Below are 2,294 nucleotides of genomic sequence, written 5' to 3' on the forward strand. Positions count from 1 at the left end.
AGACTTGACTTGTTATCACCAGTTATTTCGATTGAATAATTATTTTGAGGAAATATTGCCATTGTTTAGGATTTCTCTTTAAATGTCGCACAACGCTTGGCCTGTAACCGCAGTTGCTGATGCAAGCGGACTGAGTATTCTCTGCCAAGATAAAACTTTCTTCGTGAAAATGGACGTTCTGTAAACCGAAAATCAGCAATTGCGGTTAAAGGCGGTTATGAGATGGTTTGATGCTACAAAAGTTTTCTTTTCTTCGGGCTTTGGCGATTTGAAAAGAATGAAATAATTTCAATCGTATTATTTTTTACTCTATAATACAAAGTGTTATGCTTTGAAACTACAACTCTGCGGATTTCCTTTTTGATGTCAGATGACTGAAATAGATTTGGATTATGGGAAAGTAGAGTTAGCGTTTTTTCAATCTCCGAAGCAAGATTCCTTAATTCTCTTTCTGTCCAATTTTTTTCAAGATATTCAATTGTCTTTTCTAACTCACGTAAAGCAAAATCTGTCCAAAAGATTTTATAGCCATTTGTCATAAAGTTGTCTTGCTTTTGAATGTGAATTTAGTTTTCCATCTTCTGCGTCTTGCAATCCTTTTTCAACGGATTGCTTTTCAGTTTCAGATATAGAATTCCACCAATCTTTGTTCTCTTGCTTTTTCAAATCGATAATTTTATTTAGCACAGACAAATCTTCAACAGTTGACAGCCATTGAATCAATTCTAATTTTTTGCTTTGTATATTTAATTCAGCTTTAATATTCAAAAGAATTACTTTTTCAAAAGTACATTTTAATTCCGAATGTTGAATGTAACGCGATGTTAAAAACTATCTCATAACGTTTCGCGCAACGACGCATGCGCGTAAGAGCGAACTGAGTTCTCTCTGCTAAGATAAACTTTCTTCGTGAAACTGAACGTTCAACTTACCGAAAACCAGCGTGTGCTTCGTTGCGCTGTTAGGCGTTGTTGTTTTATTTGAATGATTTAAAAGTTTCCCAACCTTCGTCTTTTCTGTTGTAACTCGTTAATTCGTATTTTTGGTATTTTGCTTGCAATTTTTCCAATCTCGAATTAAATTCATCTACATTTTTTGAATATAACACGTATTCTCTAAATCCTGAAGTTGTAATAACCGTCGAAACAATTGAATTTAAATCATTTTCAAATATTTCGAAAATATCATCTTCCAAGTCATTTAACTCCGGCTCACTTTCGGCATTTGGTAATCCCTTTTCATCGGGCCTTAAAAGTTTGAACGCAATTCCACAACTTGTTGAATAGTTTATATTTCCTGCAATTTGATTGAGACCATCATTTTTTCTAATCAGCATCAAATTACCATTATTATTCCCTTTTAATACACTCCAACTTTCAGGAATTTCTGTTACAGTTTCATTTAAGTTTATTTCTGATTTCTTCCCGAATAATTTGTCTAATATTCCCATTCGAATGTTTATAATGTTGATGATTTACGATTTCGCCCACAATGACGCCTAACGCTTGGCCGCTAAACGACTGGTTGCTGATGCAAGCGAACTTAGTTCTTTCTGCTAAGATAGAATTTCTTCGTGAAAACGAAACTTCCGGAAACCGAAAATCAGCAATCTCGTTTTAGCGGCGGTTGGGCGACGTTACTTCCAATCCAATTTTTCCTTTGTTCACTTTACTACTATCGAACGAATTTGTGAATGTTAAAGAATATTTTTTTTTACCTATTCCGATTTTCTTTACAATTATAAAACGATAGACCGGATAAGTAAACCTTGGAATGACAACACTATCATGGTTTATTTTTAGCAGTATAATTTTATTATTTCTAGTTTCCACTAATTCAGCCATTGAGGTTATCTTATTTTTTTCTATAATCTTATCAAAAAAAATAGACTCAGTCATCGTATCTCCGTATTCTAAATCATCATCTTCAGGCGTTTTTATATCTTTAATTTTCACTTTACTGCCATTCATTGAATTTTCAAAAACGATAAATAGACAATTACTGCAACCATTGCTGTCATATTTATCTTTTTCATCAAGTTCCTTTCGATCATTCAAATAAATTTTTTCATAAGTATGACAGGAAACGAATACCAAACAATTTAAGAGGAATATAAATTTCAATTTATTTACAGGTAATTCCTTAAGTAGTTCTAAAAAAAGAAGTTGTCTGATCATAAGTTCTTTTGTAATGTCGCCCAACGTTTGGCCGCTTCGCGCAGTTGCGAATGAAAGCGAGTTGAGTTTTCTCTGCCAAGATAAAACATTGTTCGTGAAATAAAAATTTCCGGTGAC

General features: G+C 33.2%; 4 protein-coding genes. All 4 read right to left on the reverse strand.

What is annotated here, in order from left to right:
* Positions 1–233 precede the first annotated feature (233 nt).
* Positions 234–539: a type II toxin-antitoxin system RelE/ParE family toxin gene (locus BLS32_RS18215; protein ID WP_091399521.1), complete on the reverse strand. Its 306-nt coding sequence runs from the start codon at positions 537–539 to the stop codon at positions 234–236.
* Positions 523–768 carry a hypothetical protein gene (locus tag BLS32_RS18220; protein ID WP_245699510.1) on the reverse strand — a complete coding sequence of 82 codons (246 nt, stop codon included), beginning with the start codon at positions 766–768 and terminating at the stop codon, positions 523–525. Before BLS32_RS18220 ends, BLS32_RS18215 begins: the two co-directional genes overlap by 17 nt.
* 208 nt (positions 769–976) lie before the next feature.
* Complete coding sequence (locus BLS32_RS18225) at positions 977–1,450, reverse strand: DUF695 domain-containing protein (RefSeq protein WP_091399523.1); 474 nt, start codon at positions 1,448–1,450, stop codon at positions 977–979.
* Between the two features lie 166 nt (positions 1,451–1,616).
* The coding region (locus BLS32_RS18230) for a hypothetical protein (protein ID WP_217639583.1) at positions 1,617–2,294 on the reverse strand (678 nt) is incomplete at its 5' end.

The sequence above is a fragment of the Flavobacterium noncentrifugens genome (assembly GCF_900100375.1).
GTDB classification, from domain to species: domain Bacteria; phylum Bacteroidota; class Bacteroidia; order Flavobacteriales; family Flavobacteriaceae; genus Flavobacterium; species Flavobacterium noncentrifugens.

Coding starts and splice junctions, on each gene's coding strand:
- BLS32_RS18215 (WP_091399521.1), bottom strand. CDS start 539: ATGACAAATGGCTATAAAATCTTTTGGACAGATTTTGCTTTACGTGAG.
- BLS32_RS18225 (WP_091399523.1), bottom strand. CDS start 1,450: ATGGGAATATTAGACAAATTATTCGGGAAGAAATCAGAAATAAACTTA.